We start from the raw sequence: 16546 nt of genomic DNA on the forward strand, positions 1-16546 counted from the left end.
CTTTGTCGTCAACGGTCCCGCTATTCTAGCCCCGGACCCGCCGAAAAGGTTGATCCTGCTCATGAGCCAAGCCCCCCTCGTCCTGGTGGACGGTTCTTCTTATCTGTACCGCGCCTTTCACGCGCTGCCACCGCTGACCACGTCCAAAGGCCTGCCGACCGGTGCGGTAAAGGGCGTGCTGAACATGCTCAAGAGCCTGCGCAAGCAGTATCCGGACAGCCCGTTCGCGGTGGTCTTCGACGCGAAGGGTGGGACGTTTCGCGATGCGTTGTACGCCGAATACAAGGCCAATCGCCCGAGCATGCCCGACGACATGCGCGTGCAGATCGAGCCGCTGCACGCCAGCGTAAAGGCCCTGGGCTTCCCCTTGTTGTGCGTGGACAACGTCGAAGCCGACGACGTGATCGGCACCCTGGCCCGCAGCAGCGCCGCGGCCGACCGCCCGGTGGTGATTTCCACCGGCGACAAGGACATGGCGCAGCTGGTCGATGGGCACATTACCTTGGTCAACACGATGACCGGTAGCTCACTGGACGTGGCTGGCGTGAAGGAGAAGTTTGGCGTCGCTCCGGAGCAGATCATCGATTATCTGGCGTTGATGGGCGATTCGTCCGACAACATCCCCGGCGTCCCGGGCATCGGGCCGAAGACCGCATCCGGCCTGCTGGTGGGCGTCAACGGTGGCCTGACCGAGCTCTATGCGCAACTGGACATCGTTGCCACGCTGCCGATTCGCGGTGCCAAGACCTTGGCCGCCAAGCTGGAAGAACATAAGGAAATGGCGTTTCTTTCCTACGAGTTGGCGACCATCAAGACCGACGTTCCCCTGGATATCGGTCTTGACGACCTGCAGATGGGCGAGCCGGATCATGAGAAGCTCGCCGAGCTGTACACCCTGCTGGAATTCAAGAGCTGGTTCGAAGAAAACCAGCGCGACGCCAAACGTGCCGGGCAGGAAATCGTTGAAATCGCTGATGAGCCGGCGGCGGGCGTCGAGAAGCGGTATGACCTTATCCTCGACCAGGCGAGCTTCGACGCCTGGCTGGCCAAGCTTGAAAAGGCGCCGCTGTTTTCCCTGGTCACGCAAACCAACGGTGGCGACGCCCAACACTCGCAACTGGTGGGGTTGTCCTTCGCGGTTGCGCCGTTTGAAGCGGCTTACCTGCCGCTGACGCATTCCTACATGGGCGTGCCGGAGCAACTGGACCGCGACACCGTGCTCAAGGCGCTCAAGCCATTGCTGGAAAACCCGGACAAGCTCAAGGTCGGCCAGCATGCCAAATTTGAAATCAACATCCTGGCCAATTGCGCTATCGATGGTGATCAGAACAACGGCATCCTGGTGCAGGGCATCGCTTTCGACACCATGCTTGAATCCTATGTGCTCGATTCCACGGCGACTCGTCACGACATGGACAGCCTGGCGCTGAAATACCTTGGGCAAAGCAAGACCGATATCCAGGACATTGCCGGCAAAGGCGTCAAGCAGCTGAGTTTCGATCAGATCTCCCTCGAACTTGCCGGCCCATACGCCGCTGAGGATGCTGACGTGACGTTCCGCCTGCACCAGGCCTTGCAGGAAAAACTCGCCGTCACGCCAAGCCTGGGCAAGGTGCTCAACGAGATCGAAATGCCGTTGATGCCGGTCCTGGCGCGTATCGAGCGCCAGGGGGCGTTGGTCGATGCCAACCTGCTGGGCGTCCAGAGTGTCGAGCTGGGCGAGAAGCTGGTGGCACTGGAGCGTGAGGCATTTGCCATCGCCGGTGAGGAATTCAACCTCGGCTCACCGAAGCAACTGGGCGTGATCCTTTACGAAAAACTCGGTTTGCCGGTGCTCAGCAAAACCGCCAAGGGCCAGGCGTCGACTGCCGAAGCGGTGCTCGCCGAACTGGCCGAGCAGGATTATCCGCTGCCCAAGGTGCTGATGCAGTACCGCTCGCTGAGCAAGCTCAAGAGCACTTACACCGATCGCCTGCCGGAGCAGATCAACAGCCGCACCGGGCGCATTCATACGTCTTATCAACAGGCTGTGGCCGCCACCGGACGTCTTTCGTCCATTGACCCGAACCTGCAGAACATCCCGATCCGTACCGCCGAAGGGCGGCGGATTCGCCAGGCATTCGTCGCGCCGAAAGGCTACAAGCTGCTGGCGGCGGACTACTCGCAGATCGAACTGCGGATCATGGCCCACCTGGCCAAGGACGCAGGGCTGCTCCATGCGTTTCGCAACGACCTGGACGTGCACCGCGCCACCGCAGCGGAGGTCTTCGGGGTCGAGCTGGACGCCGTCAGCCATGACCAGCGCCGTAGCGCCAAGGCGATCAACTTCGGCTTGATCTATGGCATGAGCGCGTTCGGCCTCGCCAAGCAGATCGGCGTCGATCGCAAGCAGTCCCAGGCTTACATCGACCGCTACTTCGCGCGTTACCCGGGGGTACTGGAATACATGGAGCGCACCCGCGCCCAGGCCGCCGAGCAAGGCTTCGTCGAGACCATTTTTGGGCGCCGATTGTACCTGCCGGACATCAATGCGAAAAACCCTGCCCTGCGCAAAGGCGCCGAGCGCACCGCGATCAACGCGCCGATGCAGGGTACGGCCGCCGACATCATCAAGAAAGCCATGGTGGCCGTCGATGGCTGGCTGGCGACGTCAGGGCTCGATGCGAAAGTCATCCTGCAGGTGCACGACGAATTGGTGCTGGAGGTTCGTGAGGACCTGGTCGACCAGGTGAGCGCGCAAATCCGCCAGCACATGAGCGCTGCCGCCACGTTGGACGTGCCGCTGCTGGTGGAGGTGGGCGTGGGCAATAACTGGGACGAGGCGCACTGATTCCCACGTCCTGAGGCTTAGGGCTCTCGTGGCGAGGGAGCTTGCTCCCGCTCGGCTGCGCAGCAGCCGCAAACCGGCCGATTCGGTCTGCCCGAAGCAATGCAGGGGCCTGCTGCGCAGGCCAGCGGGAGCAAGCTCCCTCGCCACGGGGAGTCGGTGTCAGCCCAGCCAACCCATTCCACATTGAATGAGCGAAACTCCAGGTACGGCAGGGTTAGCTCTGAAAATTCCTAGGCTTATTACCAAAAATAATCTGAACTAAACCCGTGAATTGCTACTCAGAGATTCTGAATGGCTGGTGAAGCCCTTCAATGCTCCTATGTTGTGTTAAGTGTTGGCAGATATCTGGACCCCGCCCTAGCGGTCCGGAACTTGGACCCCGAACTTCCCCCTCCCCATACGAAGTCCGGGGTTTTTTTTGCCTGCGATTTGGCTTACTCGGCCGCTTCGCTGCCCTTGTCCGCCAATTCCATCCAGTCCGCCAACACCGTGTAGGCCTCTTCAAGGCCCATGCGCTTGGGCGCGGAGAACAGCTGGATGGTGATCGTGTCGCCCCAGCCCTTGCGAATTTCCGACTGCACTTTGAGCAGGGTGTTTTTCGCTGCCCCGTAGGTGAGCTTGTCGGCCTTGGTCAACAGGATGTGCATCGGCATGCCGCTGGCAACGGCCCAATCGAGCATCAGCAGGTCGAAGTCGGTCATTGGATGGCGGATGTCCATCATCAGGATCAGACCTTTCAAACTCTCGCGGCTGCCCAGGTAGGCTTCCAGGTGACGCTGCCAATGTTGCTTGAGCGGGATCGGCACTTTTGCGTAGCCATAACCGGGCAGGTCGACCAAACGGCGTTCATCGTCTAGCTTGAAGAAGTTCAAGAGCTGCGTGCGGCCCGGGGTTTTCGAGGTGCGTGCCAGGCTGGCATGGGTCAGGGTGTTCAGCGCGCTGGATTTACCGGCATTGGAACGCCCGGCAAAGGCCACTTCGAAGCCTTCGTCGTCAGGGCATTGATCGACTTTGGCGGCGCTGAGCATGAAGGTGGACTGTTGGCACAGGCCAAGGATGGGGTTTTTCAGTTGCATGGGATTTCCGATGTGGGCGGCGTCGGGAATGGACGCGGCAAGCTGTGTCGTTTCCGTTTCAGTGACGCCAGTATATAATGCCGCAGATTTTGTGTGCGCTTTGTCCCAGCGTAGGATGAAGTTCACGGGAGCGACCGACCGAAATTGCGCACTAGAACGCAGCTCGCTCTCAACCCTGAAAAGGTCGTTTTATGACGAAATGGCTGCTAGCTGCCGGTGTCTTGATGCCGCTTTACAGCGCTCAGGCTACACAGGATCCGGAAGCTGTGTACAACCGTGTTTGTGGTGCCTGTCATTCCGGCCAACTACCCACGGCGCCCCGCAAGGGTGACCGCGAAGCCTGGACGCCGAGGTTGGCGAAAGGCATGGGGACGCTGGTGCAACACGTGACCCAGGGTTTCAAGGCGATGCCGCCGCGTGGTTTGTGCATGGACTGCAGTGCCGAGGATTACCAAGCCATCATCCAGTGGATGAGCGAGTAAGCCCGGTCCATAACTCTTAACCCTTAGCCGTAGTTGGATTAGCTGATGAACAAACTGATCGTGAGTCTGCTGTTGACCTTGGGGATATCCGGTGTAGCCCACGCCGCAGGCGATGCTGCCGCAGGCCAGGCGAAAGCCGCCGTGTGCGGAGCCTGCCACGGTCCGGATGGCAACAGCATGGCGCCCAACTTTCCGAAACTGGCCGGCCAGGGTGAGCGTTACCTGGTCAAGCAGTTGAAGGAAATCAAGGACGGCAAGCGTGTCGTGCTGGAAATGACCGGCCTGCTGAACAACCTGAGCGATCAAGACCTGGCGGACATCGCGGCCTACTTCGCCAGCCAGAAAGGCAGCGTCGGCGCCGCTGATCCAAAACTCGTGGCACGGGGGGAGGCGCTGTTCCGTGGCGGCAACCTGGCCAAGGGGTTGCCAGCCTGCACGGGCTGCCATTCGCCTGACGGCAAGGGCAACGCCGCCGCCGGCTTCCCGCATCTGGGTGGCCAGCACGCCCAGTACATCACCAAGCAGTTGACCGATTTCCGCAAGGAAGAAGGCGGTCGTGCCAACGACGGCGACGCGATGACCATGCGCACCATCGCCCGCAAGCTGAGCGACGAAGATATCGCGGCAGTCTCGAGCTACATCCAGGGCCTGCATTGAGGCGGCTGCAAGGGGGAAACCTCTTGCAACGTTAACGCCCGATTAATCCGTCGGTGCAAACATCAAAAGGGTGGCTTTGGCCGCCCTTTTTTGTGGCCGCTGCCGTTACACTAGCGAAACTGAACCCGTGGCGGCCTGTCTGAAAAACACGCCCCGCGAGGCCACCTCATTGTCCAGGAGTAAAGCATGCGTAATCTGATCATCAGCGCCGCGCTCGTCGCCGCCAGCCTGTTCGGCGTGACTGCCCAAGCGGCTGAAAAGCCCGCTGCCCCTTATGTCGAATTGACCAACCCCGTTCCGGTGGCGGTGCCTGGCAAGATCGAGGTCGTGGAGCTGTTCTGGTACGGTTGCCCGCATTGCTATGCCTTTGAGCCGGTCATCAACCCATGGGTTGAAAAGCTTCCTTCGGACGTGAATTTCGTGCGCATCCCGGCCATGTTTGGCGGCCCATGGGACGCCCACGGCCAGATGTTCCTGACGCTCGAATCCATGGGCGTTGAGCATCAGGTTCACGCAGCGGTGTTTAATGCCATCCAGAAAGAAAAGAAGCGCCTGACCGATCCTGAGGAAATGGCCGAGTTCCTCGCCACCCAAGGCGTCGACAAGGACAAGTTCCTGGCAACCTTCAATTCCTTCGCCATCAAGGGCCAAATCACCAAGGCCCGCGAGTTGGCAAAAAAATACGAAATCACCGGCGTACCGACCATGGTCGTCAACGGCAAATACCGCTTTGACATCGGCTCCGCTGGCGGCGCGAACGAAGCGCTGCAACTGGCCGACCAGCTGATCGCCAAAGAGCGGGCGGCCACCAAGGCTGCTGCCAACTAAGCGCGGCCACGTCCATGGCCCGCTGGAGTACCGAACGCATCGTTGGCCTGCATGAACCGCGGGTCAACGAGCATCACGTCACGTCCACGGGCCTGCCCGCCGACAATCGCCTGCGGTTGCTCAGCTTCAACATCCAAGTGGGCATCAGCACCGAGCGCTACCGGCACTATCTGACCCGGGGCTGGCAACACCTGCTGCCCCACACCGGGCGAGCCGGCAACCTGCAGAAGATCGGCGACCTGCTGAAGGATTTCGACCTGGTCGCATTGCAGGAAGCCGACGGCGGCAGCCTGCGCTCCGGCTACGTCAATCAGGTCGAACACCTCGCCCAACTGGGCGCGTTTCCTTATTGGTACCAGCAACTCAATCGCAACCTCGGTCGTCTCGGCCAGCACAGCAATGGCGTGCTGAGTCGTCTGCGGCCTTGGACGATCGAGGATCACCCGTTGCCGGGCCCCAAGGGGCGCGGAGCGATCCTGGCGCGTTTCGGCGAAGGTCCGGAGGCGCTGGTAGTGGTGATGATGCACCTGGCTCTCGGGGCTCGGACCCGAACCATGCAACTGGCCTACATTCGTGAGTTGATTGGCGGCTACAAGCATCAGATCCTGATGGGCGACATGAATACCCATGCCAATGACCTGTTGCAGACCTCACCGCTGCGCGACCTTGGCCTGCTCGCCCCGCAACTGGAAGCCACTTTTCCCAGCTGGCGCCCCCAGCGCTGCCTGGACCATATCCTGCTGAGCCCTACCTTGGCCCTCGAACGGTTCGAAGTGTTGGCCCAGCCCATTTCCGATCACCTGCCGGTCGCGGTCGAAATACGTTTGCCGGGTTCGCTCACGGCCGATGCATTTCCCGCGCTGAGTCCTGCCCCTCGCGGATCCGATGAATGAGCGACGACGCCGAACGCTGGAGAGAGAAATACCTCAAGAGCATCGAGCAACAGGAAAAGCTCGAGCGTCGCTGGGACGCCCGGCTCGACCTGCTGCGTCGTGGCCTGGTGCGCAGCACCCTGGCCGCCGAAGGCACCGATCGCGCGGTAGACCAGTGCATGAAAGAGATGCGCGAAGTGGTGCGCACCGATGACATGGACGCCGCCCTCGCCGCCCTGCTGCCGCGCCTGGAAAAAGCCGTACTCGATTCCGAGCAGCGCCGCGAGACCCGGGTAGAACAGATGAGCGCCGCGCTGACCGCCCTGGTCGCCCAGCTGCAGAAGCTGCCGCTGCCGAAGGACGTCAGCCGGCCCCTGAAGAAGTTTTCCAAGCAACTGGAGACCCGGGTTGGCCAGGCCCGGGAAATCCCGTTGCTGCTCAGCGAGCTGAGCAGCCTGCAGGGCAAGGCGCTGGGTGCGCTGGACGCGCCCGACGAGCCGAGCCGTCCGGGCCTGCTGCAACGATTGTTCGGCGGTCATGGCCATGAAGAGCCGCTACCGTCGCCCGAGCCTGCCCAACCCGGCGCTACGCCTGAGCCGAAGGCGGTTATTTCGGCTCCTACCGAGCCGACCGCCGAAGCGCCCTCCGCCGCACCTGCACCTGCACCTGCACCTGAACTTGAACTTGAACTTGAACCTGAACCTGAACCGCTGGTCGAGCACCCCCCCACACCAGATGCGCCGCCAGCGCCGGTTGAGTCCCATACTCAGGTCGACGAGCCTGCCCCGGCGTCCGTGCCAGCATTGGTTGCCTCTGTTGCCCAGCCGACCGCCGAGCCGGCACCGATCGACCCTGAGCCCGCCGAACCGGTACCGGCGCTGGACAATCCCGACGAACTGACGCCGGGTGAACCGCCGCTCGACGAGGCACCGATCGCCCCTGCGGAACCCGCCGAACCTGTGGCGCCTGAGGCATCCGCTGATCCCGATGAGACCCACTACGCCCTGCCCGACTCCCCGGAACCTTCCTACAGTTCGGTCGCCAGGCATATCGAAGACACCTTGCTCGGCCTGCTGGGCGACCTGACGCTGCCCGAGCGCCACCGCCCGCAAGCCGAGGCCATGCGCGAGCGCCTGCGAAACGGCTTGAACTGGTACGAGTTACTGCCGATCCTCGACGATCTGGCGGTCCTCATGCTGGCGATCACTGACAGTGGCCAGCATGAATTCGAAGCGTATCTGCAGCGACTCAACGATCGACTGGAATCTTTCCAGAGCACGTTGCAGGCCGCCAGTGAGGACCACGCCGATAACCTGTCCGCCTCCAGGGAAATGAACAACCAGATTCGCGAGCAGGTGGATGGCTTGCAGAGCAGCGTGCAGCAAGCCGACGACCTGGAAGGCCTCAAGCAGGTATTGGAGAATCATCTCGAAGGCCTGATCGGCACGATGGATCAGCATCAGAAGCAGCGTGACCAGCGTGAGAAGGAAGTTTCAGCCCGTCTGAAGAGCCTCGCCGAGCGCGTTGCACTGATGGAACAGGACGCCCTGATTGTCCGGGAGAATCTGGAAGAGCAACGGCAAAAAGCGCTCATCGATCCGCTCACCGGGCTGCCTAACCGCGCCGCCTGGACCGAGCGTCTCGAACATGAGGTCGAGCAGTGGCAGCGGCACGGCAACAGTCTGTTGATCGCCATGCTCGACCTCGATCATTTCAAGCGGATCAACGACAACTACGGTCATCTGGCCGGTGACCGAGTGCTCAAGCTGATTGCCTCGGTACTGCGCAAGCGCGTGCGCGGCAGTGATTTCATCGCCCGTTTTGGTGGTGAGGAGTTTGTCCTGCTGGTGCCCGACACGTCGCTGGCCGCAGGCGCCAAGCTGGCCGAGGCCTTGCGCGCCGCCATCGAAGCCTGTCCGTTCCACTTCAAGGGCGAGCCGGTCACGGTCACGGTATCCATGGGCATGACGGCGTTCAAGCCGGGCGAGCACAGCGATCTGGTGTTGAAAAGAGCCGATCAGGCGCTATATCGGGCTAAAAGCGCGGGACGCAACCGCGTGGAGTTGGGCTAAGGCGCAACTTCCTTTTTGTAATATCCAATTACCGGTCGGATCATTACTGGGCGATACGTTACACTGTTGCATTATTTTCTTCGGGCATGTCCTCGCCATGAAATTTTTCCCGATCATTCTTTCGTTGATTGCCCTGGCCGGATGCGCCAGCGGCCCTCGGCTCGATACCAGCCATCCTTCCGTCAACCACGACAGCCGCATCCAGTTTGTGGTGGTTCATTACACCTCCGCCTCCCTGGAGCGCTCCCTGGCCCTGCTGACCCATGGCGAAGTCAGCGCCCATTACCTGATCGGCGACGATAAGGACGCCACCATCTACCAACTGGTGGATGAAAGCCGGCGCGCCTGGCATGCCGGGGAAAGCGAATGGCAGGGCCGCACCTGGCTCAACTCCAGCTCCATCGGCATCGAAATCGTCAATCAGGGCTATGTCGACACGCCTGAAGGACGGCGCTGGTACCCCTACAGCGAAGCCCAGGTGCAATCGTTGATTGTCCTGCTCAAGGACATCACCCGCCGTAACGGGATCAACCCGGTCAATATTATTGGCCACAGCGACATTGCCCCCATGCGTAAGCTGGATCCCGGGCCGCTGTTTCCCTGGAAACGCCTGGCGCAAGCGGGCCTGGGTGTCTGGCCGGACGAAGGGGCTGTCGCGCGTCAGCAGACGGCTTATGCGGGACAACTGCCCAGCGCCAGCTGGTTCCAGGCGGAACTGGCCCGCCTTGGCTACCCGACGCCACGGACCGGTGAGTGGGACGTCGCCACCCATCAGGTATTGGCCGCCTTCCAGATGCGCTACCGGCCAAGCCGTTTCGACGGCGCGCCGGACGCCCAAAGTGCGGCAATTTTGCAGGTGCTTAACCAGACAAAATAATGACGCTCGTCCGACTGATCGGGCCGAATCCAAAACAGCAGCTATAACTCATTGGTAACTTTCGGATTACCGATGATGACGGCTGCACGCGAAACCCTGCAGAGTTGGCTCCATCGCCCTATTTTTCTGGCGATGATGGCGGCTGCCCTGAGTACGGTGCTGCTGTTGGCCGGGAGCCTGTTTGTAGTGATGCAGCAGATCCAGCAGCGTGAAAGCGAGCAGATGAATGCCCAGGGCGAGCGTTTCCTGCAGCGGCTGGAACAGCTTTTCGGGCAGTTGCGCGAGAGTCTCGACGATTTGCAGGCGCAACCGCTGCGCGGCTGCAACGACGACATGATCGCCACGTTGCAGCAGGTGAGCTTCAGCTACCGCTTTGTCTATGAGGCGGCTTATCTCGATGCCAACGGTGTCTGCTCGAATCGACCGCGTCAGAGCGGTATGTCGTTGGTTCGTCCGCCCGATCTGCGCGGCCCGGCCTACAGCTACTGGCTCAACACCACCACCGAGCCCGACGAAAATCGCGCGGCGTTGATGTTGGGGCGCGGCAATTTCCGTGTCGCCACGTCCCGCGGGCACCTGACCGATGTGGTCGACCTGCCGCCCGGCAGCAGCCTGCTGGTGGTCCTGGACCATGGCGAGCGGGCGATTCCGGTGCTGGGCAGTGCGCAGCGTTGGCCTCCGACAGAGCCTTGGCCACTGAAAAGCCAACAGTCTCTGCAAGTGACCCAGACTCGGCTGATCTATCGGATGCCGACCGACAATCCGGAGTACCAATTGGTGCTCATTGCACCGCGCAACGGTCTGCGCATTCCGGCCAATGCCTGGTGGATGTTGCCCATCAGCCTGATGCTGGGGCTGGGGATCGGCTTCCAGGTCTTCCTGCTGGTGCGCCAGCGCCAGTCCATGGATGCCGAGTTGCACGGGGCTATCCGGCGGGGTGAATTGCAGGTCTTGTACCAGCCGATCTTCGATCTGCACAGCCGCAACTGCGTCGGTGCCGAAGCGCTGCTGCGCTGGCGGCGGCCGGACGGCACGCTGACCAGTCCGGACCTGTTCATCCCGATGGCGGAAAATACCGGGCAGATACGCCAGATCACCGATTTCGTCCTGCAGCGGCTGTTCGACCAGTTGGGCCAGCTATTGCGGGCCAACCCGCACCTGTATATCTCGGTGAACCTGGCGGCGTGTGACGTGATGGTGCCGCGCATCGGCGAGGTGATTGCCCGCTTGTTGGCGCTGCATCGGGTGTCGGCGCGCCAGATAGCCTTTGAAGTGACCGAGCGCGGGCTGGTTGATGTACTGGTTGCGAGGGATAATTTGCAATCGCTGCGCGATGTCGGGCATCAGGTGCTGATCGATGACTTTGGCACCGGCTATTGCAGCCTCGCCTATCTGCAAACGCTGCCGGTTGATTGCCTGAAAATCGACAAGGCCTTCATCGATGCGCTGGGTCATGATGCCGCCAGCAGTGGCGTGGCCCCGCACATCATCCGCATGGCCCACGCCCTGGAACTCAAGGTGATCGCCGAAGGCATCGAGCATGAGGCCCAGGCGTCCTACCTGAGCAGTGAAGGCGTGAAGTTCGGCCAGGGCTGGTTGTTCGCCCATGCGCTCAGCGCGGTGCAGCTTATCGAATTGATTACACGCGGGCGGCGCCTGCTTGGACGGCGCCTGGACGACGAAGCCTGATGGCTCCTCAGACGGTCAGGGCCATGTAGAACTGAGTGCCCTGCCCTGGCCTCGAATAAACGCCCATGCGTCCGCCATGGAGCTGGACGATTTCCTTGCACAGCGCCAGACCGAGGCCGGCGCCGCCCTTTTTGCGCCCGACCTGGACGAAGGGTTCGAAGATGCGTCCTTGCTGGCCGTAGGCAATGCCCTCGCCATTATCTTCGACGCTGATGATCACCCGCTCGCCGTGGCGCCGGGCCTGCAGGCGGATCTGGCCGTCGCCGTTGGTGTGGCGCATCGCGTTGTCGATCAGATTGTCCAGGACCCGGTCCAGTTGCGCGGCATCGGCGTGCAGGCGCGGCAAGGGGCCCTGGATCTCCACGAGCAGCTCGATGCCCTTCTCTTGCGCCTGCTTGGCAAAGCGCATCCTGGCCGTTTCCAGCAGGTCTTCGATGGAGCAAGGCGCCAGGGTGAGCTTTTGCAGGCCATTCTGGTAGCGAGAAAAATTCAGCAGGTCGTTGATCAGCTGCATCAGCCGCTGCATTTCTTCGTTGACGGTGTTGAGCAGGTCCGCCTCGCGTGAATCTTCGGGAAAGTGCATGCGTTCCTGCAGTAGCCCGAACGCCATGTGCATGCCTGTCACCGGTGTGCGCAACTCGTGGGACGCACGCAAGACAAACTCGCTGCGTACCCGTTCGAAGGCGCGTTGTTCAGTGACATCGTGCAGGATCATCACCGCGCCGAGAATCTGGCCCTGGGTATGGATGACGGGCGTGAGGCTGTAAGTCAGCACCCGGGACTCTCCATCCACTTCGATGCTCAAGTCGTCCGGTGCGCGCTCCTGGGTGCCACCGCGCAGTACCAGTTGCAGCTCTTCATCCAGCTCGACGCGTCCAAGGGCCTCGCCCAAACCCTGGCCCAGGCGCTCCTCGTCCCAGCCCAGTTGACGCTGGGCCACCGGGTTGAGGTGTTCCAGGCGGCCCTGGCGGTCGATCATCAGCAAGCCGTCGTCGATGCTGTCGAGGACCGCTTGCAGGCGCTGCTGGCCGGCAAGCAATTCGTCCACATTGGTGGCCTGATGTTCCCGTAATGCCTGGGCCATGATGCCGAAGCGACGCGTCAGCAGGTTCAGTTCAGCCGCCGAGGAAACCGGCAAGGTCACTTCGAAATTGCCTTGGCCGATATCATCCGCCGCCGCGGCCAGGGCTTCGATCGGCGCACCGAAACGTCGGGCGATGCCGTGGGCGGTAATGAAACCGATGATCAGCACAGCCAATCCCACCAACCCCAGCAGGCCGGAAATCAGCAACGCCCGGGCGCGGGCGCGGTCCTGGGTTTCGCTGATCTTGTTCAGGGCATGACGGTAGCCTTCGATCAACCCTCCGCGCAGCACGTTGAATTTTTGCGTCAGGTCCTGGATGCCAGTCAGTTGTGTCGGTTGCCGACGAGAGGCCTCGAAGGCCTCGAGGAAACTGAGGTAGTCGGCTTTCGCGCGACTGAAGCTGGTGGTCGATTCAGCCAGTTGCTCCTCATGGGCAATGCCTTCATCCAACAACTCGAAATACTGCCGTTTGGATTGTTCCAGCACTGTCAGGTCGGGCTTTTCCTCCAGCATGATCATTAATTGATCACCGAGTGTCTGGCGCAGCTTGAGGCCCAGGTCCAGCAAGAAGAAGTTGTCACGCACCGATTGTTCCTGGGTATTGGCCATCTGCATGACGCTGACCAGGCCGAGCAGCAGCCCCAGCAACGCCACGGTAATCAGTGCCGATATACTGAGAAACAGCCGTGTGCGCAGCTTCATCGCCAGTTTCATTAGATGGCGCTCATAAGTTGTATTGCTTGCGTTTGCGATACAACGTGGAGGCGTCGATACCCAGGGTCTTTGCCGCCTGGTCCAGCGTGTCGGCGGTGGCCAGCACTGCGCCTATGTGGGCTTTCTCCAACTCGTCGAGGCTCAGCGCCGCGCCGATCCGCGGGGCGTTGTTGACCGGTTGTTCGGCCATGCCCAAATGGCTGATCTCGACTTTTTCCTGTGGGCAGATGATGCTGGCGCGCTCGACCACGTTGCGCAGTTCGCGGATGTTGCCGGGCCAGCGATAGCCCAGCAGCGCTTCGCGGGCCTCATCGCTGAAACCCCGGGCCGGGCGTGCGTATTCCTTGACGAAGCGCGCCAGGAAGCGATCGGCAAGGGTCAGGATATCTTCGGCCCGCTCGCGCAATGGCGGCAGGTGCAGGGTAATCACGTTTAGGCGATACAGCAGGTCCTCGCGAAAACGCCCGTCGCGCACCATGTCCTCGAGGTTGAGGTTGGTCGCCGCGAGAATCCGCACATCGGCACGGCGAGTGACCGGGTCACCCACTCGCTCGTATTCCTTGTCCTGAATGAAGCGCAGCAACTTGGGCTGCAGTGCGAGGGGAAAGTCGCCGATCTCGTCGAGAAACAGCGTCCCGCCATCGGCCTGGTTGACGCGCCCCAGGGTACTTTCGCTGGCGCCGGTAAATGCGCCACGGCTGTGGCCGAACAGTTCGCTCTCCATCAGCTCAGTGGTCAGCGATGGGCAGTTGATGGTGACGCAGGATTTTTTCGCGCGTTTGCTCCAGCCATGAATGGCTCGCGCCAACTCGCCTTTACCAGTGCCGGACTCGCCAAGAATAAGAATGTTGGCGTCAGTGCTGGCGACCTGGCGGGCGGTTTCCAGCACCACTTTCATTGCTGGGCTGTGGGAGTCAAGCCCATCCTTGGGCTTGCGCACCTCGCCTTCGAGGGCTTCGAGCCGGGCGGACAGCTGGCGCACTTCCAACTGCTTGGCCGTTGCCAGGCGCAGTTGGTCAGGGCTGCACGGCTTGACCAGATAATCGGCGGCACCGGCCTGAATCGCGTCGACGGCGGTGTCCACCGCGGAATGCGCGGTAACGATGACGACGCGCATCCATGGCGCCTGGATGCGCATCTGCGCCAACACATCGAGGCCATTGTCCTCACCCAGGCGCAGATCCAGAAAACACAGGTCGAACACCTGGCGCTGCAGCAGGGCATCGGCCTGGGCTGCGCTGTTGGCGGTAGCGACGGTATAGCCTTCGTCTTCCAGGCAATAACGGAAGGTACGCAGGATGGCGGACTCGTCGTCTACCAGCAGAATGCGGCCTTGATGCTCAGTGGCGGATTCCATTTTTCCTACGCTCCTTAAAGAATGATGATGATTAGTGTCAGAAAAATCGGGCAAGTTGCATGGTCGATTCTGACTGAATATTACCCATCGAGCGTACGTCTGTGGACCATCGGTTCACAACAAACTGATTTTAAAGCGATTTTCCCCCGCCTCCGGGCTTCATACGTTTCGGCTCGCTCATTCCGACATCCATTTCCGACTTTCAATTCAAAAAGAATCTTACGCCTCTTCTGTGGGGAGTCGTGCAGAACGCACGACACTTGGCTGGGCCATCGTGCAGGATGCGCCCCGGCTAGTTTTTATTCTGTTCATAACATGTTGATTTTAAACGTTTTAATGCGCACTTTATTTCTGGCACGGCGGCTGCAATGTCCTAGTCAACGTGGCGTTTGAGCGCCTCAACCAGATCACCGCTAGGGTGGGGAGGAATTCCAGGATGAATCGTCAATGTGCCGCCCAATTTCGCATCAGCCCCCTGCATATCCAGCAGGGCCTTTGGGCTGTCGTCGCCCTGTTGATTACTCTCTTGGCTGGTCAGCAATTAATGCTCTGGCACGAAAGCCAACAGCCGGAAGCGCCGCTGGTATCGGTTCAACGAGCTCCCCAGACCCATTTCACTTCCGTCAGCAACCTCGCCGATGCAGCCGCTTCGATGCGCATGATGGAAGTTGACCAGGCGCAGACCGCCAACGAGATGCCCCGTGAAGAACGCTGGGTCTTCTGACCCGCCGAACCGGCTGTCCGTTGTGTCGGAACCATTACCGCCAGACCCTAACTAAATAAAAAAGTGTAAGGAGAATCATCATGTTGAGCTGGGCAATTACCTTCCTGATCATTGCCATCATTGCTGCCGTACTGGGCTTCGGTGGTATCGCGGGCACCGCCACGGGCATCGCCAAGATTCTCTTTGTCGTGTTCCTGGTCATGTTCATCGCTTCGTTCTTCTTTGGCCGTCGCGGCCGAGGCTGACCATGAATCGGTCATTAAAAGGACTGGCCGCCGCCCTGCTTCTGGGCGGCAGCGCCATGGCAATGGCTGCCAATGATGGACAGATGCGGGTCAACCAAGTGCTTCAGGCAGATCCGCAGTACCGTGAGACCTGGCAGCAAGTGGTCAAAAAGGAGGAGCGTCTGCCGGAGTGGGTCATGAACCTGACCGGTGCTTCCGAGCAGATGAACGCGGTCGAGGAGGACGGCGATAAATATCTGGTCGGCCCCTTGTGCGAAACCCAGGATACCTGCCGCAGCAAGCGCCTGTTCGTTGCTTTCAGCTTCGACAAGGACGAGGCCTACGCATTGTTGGTAGAGGTCCCCGCCGGACTGCCGGCCGACAAGTCGCCAACCCGCCATGCGGACTACCGCTTTCTCGGCAACCCCGACGAAGGTATGCAGGAAATGTTGATGGAACAGCTCAAGAAAGATCCGAATTGGTACTGACTTGAAAACAAGGAAGACAGCCATGTCTTTCTTTCTGCGAGGCCCGAGGAGGGCCGTCGCATGACCAGGGGGCTGGGACGTTCTGACCATTGAAGGTCGGAGTGACCTACGGGCACAAGGGGTGCCTGCGAAAGGGCCGGGTCAGGTAAAAAGCTGCGACGCAAGTTCGCAAAGCCATCTTGGCTTTAGCGAACTTGCGGAGAGCTTGAGCTGCTAACCGTTGTGCTAGAGCGGTTGCTCCCTTCCCGCTAGAGTCGTCGCATGTGTTGCGGCGTATTGCCTCGCCAAATTCCTTTCTCCATTGATGCCTGACCGTATATCGGAGAGCGCCCATGGCGTTTTCATGATCAACGCAGGCTTGATGCGCTGTCCTTTCATCGCCTTCCGCGCAAGCCAGGTTGAGCCCGGCTACGCTGAAATGGCCGGTCCACGGCAGTTATACCCGCATAAATGGCGTCTTCGAACCGGCTGGGACGCGCGTTTCATTCGCGTAATCTCATGCCGATTCGGCATAGGGTAGGCGTTTACGGCATTAGACGATCCCCCCTTGCATCGCAATAGTTGCGCCTTTT

14 protein-coding genes are annotated in these 16546 nt (G+C 60.8%); 11 read left to right on the forward strand and 3 right to left on the reverse strand.

Annotated features, from left to right (window positions below; all coding sequences use genetic code 11):
* The first annotated feature begins 61 nt into the window (after positions 1 to 61).
* Positions 62 to 2830: a DNA polymerase I gene (polA, locus tag J3P89_RS28540; RefSeq protein ID WP_434696358.1), complete on the forward strand. Its 2769-nt coding sequence runs from the start codon at positions 62 to 64 to the stop codon at positions 2828 to 2830.
* A 434-nt stretch (positions 2831 to 3264) separates the two neighbouring features.
* On the opposite strand, the gene yihA is transcribed toward polA, so the two are convergent.
* Entirely contained in the window at positions 3265 to 3906 is a 642-nt protein-coding gene (gene yihA / locus J3P89_RS28545) for a ribosome biogenesis GTP-binding protein YihA/YsxC (RefSeq protein ID WP_025211089.1), read from the reverse strand.
* A gap of 191 nt (positions 3907 to 4097) precedes the next feature.
* Between yihA and J3P89_RS28550 the strand changes: the two genes are divergently transcribed.
* The 7 genes from J3P89_RS28550 to J3P89_RS28580 all read left to right on the forward strand — a co-directional run bounded on the left by J3P89_RS28550 (position 4098) and on the right by J3P89_RS28580 (position 11383).
* Entirely contained in the window at positions 4098 to 4388 is a 291-nt protein-coding gene (locus J3P89_RS28550) for a c-type cytochrome (protein WP_030138991.1), read from the forward strand.
* 45 nt (positions 4389 to 4433) lie between these two features.
* On the forward strand, positions 4434 to 5045 hold the full coding sequence (locus tag J3P89_RS28555) for a c-type cytochrome (RefSeq protein ID WP_305497775.1): 612 nt from the start codon (positions 4434 to 4436) through the stop codon (positions 5043 to 5045).
* A gap of 186 nt (positions 5046 to 5231) precedes the next feature.
* On the forward strand, positions 5232 to 5873 hold the full coding sequence (locus J3P89_RS28560; RefSeq protein ID WP_434570751.1) for a thiol:disulfide interchange protein DsbA/DsbL: 642 nt from the start codon (positions 5232 to 5234) through the stop codon (positions 5871 to 5873).
* Between the two features lie 14 nt (positions 5874 to 5887).
* Positions 5888 to 6766, forward strand: a complete 879-nt coding sequence (locus J3P89_RS28565) for an endonuclease/exonuclease/phosphatase family protein (protein ID WP_434696359.1) — start codon at positions 5888 to 5890, stop codon at positions 6764 to 6766.
* Positions 6763 to 8817 carry a diguanylate cyclase gene (locus J3P89_RS28570; RefSeq protein WP_434696360.1) on the forward strand — a complete coding sequence of 685 codons (2055 nt, stop codon included), beginning with the start codon at positions 6763 to 6765 and terminating at the stop codon, positions 8815 to 8817. Before J3P89_RS28565 ends, J3P89_RS28570 begins: the two co-directional genes overlap by 4 nt.
* 97 nt (positions 8818 to 8914) lie before the next feature.
* Positions 8915 to 9694: an N-acetylmuramoyl-L-alanine amidase gene (locus J3P89_RS28575; RefSeq protein WP_434696361.1), complete on the forward strand. Its 780-nt coding sequence runs from the start codon at positions 8915 to 8917 to the stop codon at positions 9692 to 9694.
* Between the two features lie 75 nt (positions 9695 to 9769).
* Positions 9770 to 11383, forward strand: coding sequence for an EAL domain-containing protein (locus J3P89_RS28580; RefSeq protein WP_434698072.1), 1614 nt, complete (start codon positions 9770 to 9772; stop codon positions 11381 to 11383).
* 7 nt (positions 11384 to 11390) lie between these two features.
* On the opposite strand, the gene J3P89_RS28585 is transcribed toward J3P89_RS28580, so the two are convergent.
* Both J3P89_RS28585 and algB read right to left on the reverse strand, forming a co-directional pair.
* Entirely contained in the window at positions 11391 to 13181 is a 1791-nt protein-coding gene (locus tag J3P89_RS28585; protein ID WP_434696362.1) for an ATP-binding protein, read from the reverse strand.
* A 10-nt stretch (positions 13182 to 13191) separates the two neighbouring features.
* Positions 13192 to 14538: a sigma-54-dependent response regulator transcription factor AlgB gene (gene algB / locus J3P89_RS28590; protein ID WP_434626944.1), complete on the reverse strand. Its 1347-nt coding sequence runs from the start codon at positions 14536 to 14538 to the stop codon at positions 13192 to 13194.
* A 436-nt stretch (positions 14539 to 14974) separates the two neighbouring features.
* On the opposite strand from algB, the gene J3P89_RS28595 reads away from it, so the two are divergent.
* The 3 genes from J3P89_RS28595 (at position 14975) to J3P89_RS28605 (ending at position 15974) form a co-directional block, all read left to right on the forward strand.
* On the forward strand, positions 14975 to 15262 hold the full coding sequence (locus J3P89_RS28595) for a hypothetical protein (protein ID WP_434696364.1): 288 nt from the start codon (positions 14975 to 14977) through the stop codon (positions 15260 to 15262).
* Positions 15263 to 15342: 80 nt separating this feature from the next.
* Positions 15343 to 15507 (forward strand): DUF1328 domain-containing protein, encoded by a 165-nt coding sequence (locus J3P89_RS28600; protein WP_003177151.1) that lies wholly within the window; start codon positions 15343 to 15345, stop codon positions 15505 to 15507.
* 2 nt (positions 15508 to 15509) lie between these two features.
* A complete protein-coding gene (locus J3P89_RS28605) occupies positions 15510 to 15974 on the forward strand; it encodes an inhibitor of vertebrate lysozyme family protein (RefSeq protein ID WP_434570764.1) in 465 nt (154 codons plus the stop codon).
* The last annotated feature ends 572 nt before the right edge of the window (positions 15975 to 16546 follow it).

Origin of the sequence: Pseudomonas sp. Z1-14 (genome assembly GCF_051132005.1) — a bacterium.
Taxonomy (GTDB): Bacteria; Pseudomonadota; Gammaproteobacteria; order Pseudomonadales; family Pseudomonadaceae; genus Aquipseudomonas.